Genomic DNA, 6,066 nt, shown 5'->3' with positions numbered 1-6,066 from the left:
CCAGGACAACTCACTGAACAGCAGAGAGCCCACCACTTACCCACTGACATCACAACACCGAACCACCACTGACAAAAACCTGCAGATCATCAGCCTGCAGATGAGGATGAGAAGCCGCCCGCGCGTCGTACGCAGGCTGACAAATGGAGCGCCAACCTCGCCGCCGCTCGGCAGTTCTACGAGCGGGAGGGGCATCTGCGGGTGCCGAGGAAGCACATCGAGACGATCACTGTGGGCGGGGCCGATGGTGAGGGCCAGGAGCAGCGGGACGTACAGCTGAAGCTGGGTGCGTGGGTGAGCAACCAGCGCTCCCGAGCTGCTTCGCTGACGCCGGACCGCGTAGGAGCACTCTCCGCGCTCGGTATGCGATGGACATGATGGGCATCGTCGTTATCGCGGCCGCCGCACTGCCGGCCGGCCATCTCCTCGGGCGGATGCACCCGTGCCGCTGTCCGGGCGGCTGAGCGGCCAGCAGGTCCGCTTCACCGGAGCGTGGCTTCGAGCGCGACCACGGCGTCCGCCGCGGCGCGATCCGCACGGTAGTCGCCGGCCTTCTGCCCGATCACGCCGCCGCGGAGGAGGGCACTCCCGTTCGGAGCTGCCGGTCACCCTCGACATGCCGGGCAAGGTCGCCGGCTTCCTCCGCATCACCGAACTGGAGCCTGCCGAGTGGGCTGCGCTCGGCCAAGAGGTGACCGTACGACGCGGCCAGGGCTACCCCCTGTGCGTCACTGCCGCCCCGCTGTGCGCCCCGGCTCCTTACCCACTGTCAGCCGTTCGACGGCGCTCAGGACGTCCCGGCGGTCGCGGCCCAGCGCAAAACCCGGCGCGAGTACGAGAACCGCGTCAGCGCCCTCGCGCCGATCCTCCTGCTTTTCGCGTAGCCAGCCGTGCAGTCGGATCGTCCGTCTGGTGGGGAAGGTCATCTGCATCAATGGGGTTTCGTTGCGTCAGGCACGGCCACCTCGCCCTGCGACGCTACAAGATCACGCGACTGCGCAGCGGCCCTGCGCCGGGACCTGCCATGCTGGGCAGGTTCGATTCGTTCCTCACACTTGGAGGTTTGATGCGGGCAGGCGTTGTTGTCGCCGCGCGGCCCGGTGTGGAGGACCTCGCCGTGCGGGCCGAGGAGTTGGGCTTGCACAGTTTCTGGGTCAACGACACCCCAATGGTCCATGGTGACCCCTTCGTCGCCTTGAGTCTGTGTGCGAAGGCCACCAGCCGCATCAGGCTCGGCATCGGCGTGACCTCGCCGGCGCTGCGCTCGGCTCCGGCCGCCGCGAGCGGGCTCGCCAGCCTCAACGCCCTGGCACCGGGCCGGATCGTCTGTGGAGTCGGGACCGGAAACACCGCCCGGCGCACCCTGGGCATGCGGCCGACCACGGCGGCCAGGTTGGAGAATTTCACCGCCGCGTTGCAGGACCTGTGCGCCGGGCGCTCGACCGAGTACCGCGAAGGTGACCGGGTCCGCGAGATCCGGTTCCTGCACACCGGGGCGGACGTGAACACGGCCGACCCGATCGAGTTCGTCGTGGCCGCGCTGCTCGGGCCGAAGGCCGCCGCCGTCGCCGGCCGCCGCGGCACCGGCCTCATCTCCTTCGGCCTGCTGGACTCCACCGCCTGGCACGCGCTGCACGACGCTCGCCGCCGCGCCGCCCAGGGCACATACCGCGAGCCCGGCTCCCACATGGGCTCCGGGGCGCACTCCTATGTGGTCACCTCGCTCCACGTACTCGACGAGGACGAGGATCCCCATGGCGACGCGGCCCGGGACGCGACGGGGCATCTCGTTCTGTCGCTGCTGGCCTTCGCCGCCGACACAGCCGCCTTCGCCGAGCAACTCGGCCCCGAGGAACGTGAGGCGGTGCGGCGGCTCCTTGACCGGCGTGGCACTGCCGCCACCGCGCCGGACCGGCACACCAAGCTCTACCCGGGCTACCTCGGCCGCATCGCACCGCAGGACCGGGACCTGGTTCTGCCCTCGCTGATGAACACCCTGGCTCTGGTCGGTACCCGCGACGACCTCCTCGCCCGTATCGCCACCCTGGAACAGGCCGGCGTCGACGAGCTCCTCATCCAGCCGGTGATCGACCCGCCCACCGAGATGGCCCAGGTCGCGAAACTCCTCACCTGAGCGGATCCGCCGTCGCACGTCCATGACCTGCATGCCTACAAGATCGTCAGGATTTTGCAGCGGCCATGGTTGCCTCTCCGGTGGGACGGGCAGTCGCCGGTCCGACATGCACCGGGACGCCCATGGCGAACTCCGGTGCGCCGTGGTCCGGTAGGAAGGGGCGGGTGCCGGTCTCCTGGTGGACGAAGACGGAGTGGAAGGCCGGTTTCTCCAAGGCAGCCTGGCGTTCGTGGAGGGTGGGAATGACTGCCTGATGTTTCCCGAGAGCCCCGGCCCGCTCCCGATCCTCCCGCCGTCGGTGCTCCTGGGCTTGCCTCCACCGGGCCTTGCTCTCCTCCAAGGTCTCTTCAGAAGGTGTCGCTCGGCCTGCCTTCGGCGTTCCTCATCCTCTAGGTAGGCGGTCTCCTTCTGGGCGTACTGCGGGGTCGTCCAGACCGTGTGCAGGGCTGTCATTGGGGTGGATGAGGGAGCCCGCCGCCGGTGCGGTGCGACCCGGCCGGCGAACACCACCGTAGGGACTCCGTGGCCGGCACTCGCGGGGCTGTGGGGCTTGGCGGTGGTGTTCGCGGGCGTCTGCATGATCTTCGGGGGCGTATGCCGACCGTGGTCTGCAAGATCATCGGGGGGTGCGGAGCCGTGGGGCCGCTCGGGGAGGTTGGTCCGGTGTTTGGCTGTGCGGTGCTGTTGGGGCGGAGTGTGGTGCCCGGTGCTGTCGTAGCGTGCGGGTGGGCTGGGGGGACCGTAGCGTGAAAGGGGTGGGCGGCCGCAGGGCGGGAAGGAGGCGGAGACGGTGGCCGTGCAGGGGATGGATTACGCGGCGTTGTTCGCCGGCACTCCGAGCCCCTATCTGGTGCTGGGTCCGGACCTGGTGATCGCGGAGGTCAACCAGGCGTATCTGGATGCGACGGGGCGGACCAGGGAGGACCTGATCGGGAAGTATCTCTTCGAGGCCTTCCCGGATAATCCGGCCGACCCTGACGCCGATGGGGTGCGGAATCTGAATGCCTCGCTGCACCGGGTGCTGAGCTCGAGGGAGCCCGACACGATGGCGCTGCAGAAGTACGACATCCCCATCATGGGCCGGCCGGGGGTCTTCGAGGAGCGCTGGTGGTCCCCCATCAACACGCCGATCCTCGCGCCGGACGGGAGCGTGGTGTGGATCATCCACCGGGTGGAGGACGTCACCGCGTTCGTCCAGGCCCACGCCTCCGACGGCCGTGCGCCGCCCGGGCAGCTCACCGAGCGGGAGGCTTTGGAGGCGGAGCTGTACGCCAGGGCGCGGGAGCTGCAGCGGCTGAACGAGGAGCTGCGGGCCGCCCATGCCCGTGAGCGGCAGGTGGCCCTCGCGCTGCAGGAGGCCATGCTTCAGGTTCCGGATCTGGCTCGGCACGAGGGCGTGGCGGTGCGCTATCTGCCTGCGGCCGGATCGTTGAATGTGTGTGGCGACTGGTACGACATGGTCGACCTGACCGACGGGCGTTTTGCGATCGCGGTCGGCGACGTCGTGGGCCATGGCCTGGAAGCCGCTGCTGTCATGGGGATGCTCCGTAGCGCGCTGAGTGCGGCCATCCGTGCCCTGGAGCGGCCTGCTCAGGCGCTGGAGGTGTTGGGTCTGTACGCCCGATCCATCGAAGGGGCCTTGAACACCACCGCTGTCAAAGTGCTGGTCGACCCGGTGAGCTGCCTGATCATCTACAGCAATGCCGGTCACCCGCCCCCTGTCCTGGTGCACGCCGGCGGCACGTGTGAGCTGCTGGACAAGGCCACCGACCCGCCTTTGGGGGTTCGGCCCCAGCATGTTCCCCGTCCTCAGGCCACCGCTTCCTACAGTCCCGGCGACACGCTCGTGATGTATACCGATGGCTTGATCGAGCGCCGTGGTGAGGACATCGACACCGGCCTGGCTCGGCTGACCGACATCCTCGGCCAGTGCGGTGACCGGGCCCCTGAGCCTCTGGCTGACACCTTGCTCGCCCGCCTGGGTCTGGCCGGCGGTGGCAGCGACGACACCGCCCTGGTCATCGTCCGTCTGTGACCGGCGATGCTCCTCAGCCGCGGGCTGTGCACGTTGAGGTTGTCGTAGCGGATCTTGCTCCGCGGGGCCTCTCTGAGGCGTCAGGGAGGTTGCTTTGCAGCCTCACGCAGTGTTGTCAGTGGCTGGGGAGACACTGGCGCCATGAAGACTTCTTCCTCGCCCAACGCAGCCAGTGCATCCGAGCGTTCCCTTACCTGGGTCGAGTCGATGGGCGGCCCTCTGATCGCCGTACCGGTTTCCGCGTTGGACGGATGGCGTGGTTGCACGGAGTCGGGGCTGGTCATCGGTGACGGTGACGTTCCGGACGACTATGACCGCGCCTGCGAGGTGGATGGTCTTGCGGGAGTGATTGCCCTCGGTGGAGACGGCCCGCAAGGGCTGGTCTTGGCGGACGAACCCGCCACCACCTGCTATCTGCCAGAACACCGAGTCTTCGTCCGCTGGCTCGGAGCCGATTCGGATGCCGATCTGATCGCCGCAGCCAGGGCAGTCCTCAGCGACCCCACGACCGAGTGGGAAGAGTGCGGTGTCTGGGAGACGGACGGGCCGGCGGTGCTCATGGACTCTGTCACCGCCGGGAACGAGCTGGGTGTCGCGTACCCCCTCGGCGGCGGACTGCCGCAGCAGGCGCCCGTCCCGATAGCGACTGGCCGCTGGGCGGTTCGCGCCGTCCACACCTCGGCAAGTGAGGAAACCTCGGTGGGGGTGGTTCAACTTCTTTCCTGGTCACAGATCTGATGCAGGGGCGGATCGGTGGACAAGAGAGGGGTTGTTCACCGACGTGGGGTGGGGCCGTGCGCGGCAGTTGGCGCGAGAGATCCTCACTGCTGAAGGTGAGGGGGACGCACCGCTGCCAGACATCTGCATCGTCCGATGAGTGCTTGAGAGCCCAGATGTGGATCTCAGGCCGCGGTCTCGCGCTCGATCAGAGGCGTCGTCAGCGGGGGCCATAGAACGCCCGCTTACCGCCAGCCGCAGTGCCGGCGGATCCTTACCCTCGTGGCACCGGCCAGGGCTGCTCGGCGGGTGTCAGCCGGGGTGGCGGCTCAGGCTTCGCCACGAGGGCTGTTGCACTGCATCGCGGCTGACAAGTCCGTGTCTTGGCTACTTCGTTCTGGAGCGGGAGCGCAGCTGGCCTTGCCTTCTCCACCGGCACGGCTGCAGTCTGCGGCTGTTTGCGGCTTGGCGCGTCGGTCGGATAGGTCGGATACTCGCCTCGGTCGCGCGCGGCCGAGGGTTCTGGGGGAGGATCAACTCATGCGTATACAGGCAGCCCTGGTGGAGTCCGCTGGTGGCCCGTTCACCGTTCATGACGTCGACATCGAGGAGCCGCGGCGGGACGAGATCCTGGTGCGGATTGCCGCGGCCGGCATCTGCCACACCGACCTCAGCACTCGGCAGGTCTGGCCTCCGGCGCGCCTGCCCATGGTTTTCGGTCATGAAGGTGCCGGTGTGGTCGAAGCCGTCGGTGCCGAGGTGACCGGTGTCGCCGTCGGCGACACCGTATGCCTGAGCTATCGCAGCTGCGGCAGGTGCGGAAATTGCGGGTCGGCTCAGTCCGCGTACTGCGAGGCGGGTATCGCCGCTCTCAACGCGACCGGCACCCGCACCGACGGGAGCACTCCCCTCTCCCGTGATGGCGAGCGGGTCTTCGGCAACTTCTTCGGCCAGAGCTCCTTCGCGTCGCATGCGATCGCCTACGAGAGCAACTGCGTCAAGGTCCCCGGCGACCTCGATCCTGTTCTTGCCGCCCCGCTCGGGTGTGGGGTGCAGACCGGTGCCGGCACGGTCCTCAACGTCCTGCAGCCGACTGCCGGTTCGTCGCTCGTGGTGTTCGGCGCCGGCGGTGTCGGGTTGAGCGCGGTCATGGCCGCGGTGTCCGAGGGGTGCTCGGTGG

The 6,066-nt window shown here is 68.5% G+C and carries 4 protein-coding genes and 1 pseudogene; all 5 read left to right on the top strand.

Annotated elements, in window-relative coordinates; genetic code table 11:
• Positions 1 to 147 precede the first annotated feature (147 nt).
• A pseudogene (locus ACFWZH_RS39300) lies at positions 148 to 378 on the top strand (helicase associated domain-containing protein); the annotation flags it as partial.
• 688 nt (positions 379 to 1,066) lie between these two features.
• Entirely contained in the window at positions 1,067 to 2,134 is a 1,068-nt protein-coding gene (locus ACFWZH_RS39295) for an LLM class flavin-dependent oxidoreductase (protein ID WP_384443281.1), read from the top strand.
• Positions 2,135 to 2,939: 805 nt separating this feature from the next.
• Positions 2,940 to 4,169, top strand: a complete 1,230-nt coding sequence (locus ACFWZH_RS39290) for a PP2C family protein-serine/threonine phosphatase (RefSeq protein ID WP_384443284.1) — start codon at positions 2,940 to 2,942, stop codon at positions 4,167 to 4,169.
• Positions 4,170 to 4,310: 141 nt separating this feature from the next.
• Positions 4,311 to 4,907, top strand: coding sequence for an Imm21 family immunity protein (locus ACFWZH_RS39285; protein ID WP_384443278.1), 597 nt, complete (start codon positions 4,311 to 4,313; stop codon positions 4,905 to 4,907).
• Between the two features lie 519 nt (positions 4,908 to 5,426).
• A partial coding sequence (locus ACFWZH_RS39280; RefSeq protein ID WP_384443275.1) for an alcohol dehydrogenase catalytic domain-containing protein occupies positions 5,427 to 6,066 on the top strand: 640 nt, incomplete at its 3' end.

Origin of the sequence: Streptomyces sp. NPDC059008 (assembly GCF_042749045.1) — a bacterium.
Lineage (GTDB): Bacteria > Actinomycetota > Actinomycetes > Streptomycetales > Streptomycetaceae > Streptomyces.
This window is presented reverse-complemented; position numbering and strand designations above follow the sequence as displayed.

Coding starts and splice junctions, on each gene's coding strand:
- ACFWZH_RS39290 (WP_384443284.1), top strand. CDS start 2,940: ATGGATTACGCGGCGTTGTTCGCCGGCACTCCGAGCCCCTATCTGGTG.
- ACFWZH_RS39285 (WP_384443278.1), top strand. CDS start 4,311: ATGAAGACTTCTTCCTCGCCCAACGCAGCCAGTGCATCCGAGCGTTCC.
- ACFWZH_RS39295 (WP_384443281.1), top strand. CDS start 1,067: ATGCGGGCAGGCGTTGTTGTCGCCGCGCGGCCCGGTGTGGAGGACCTC.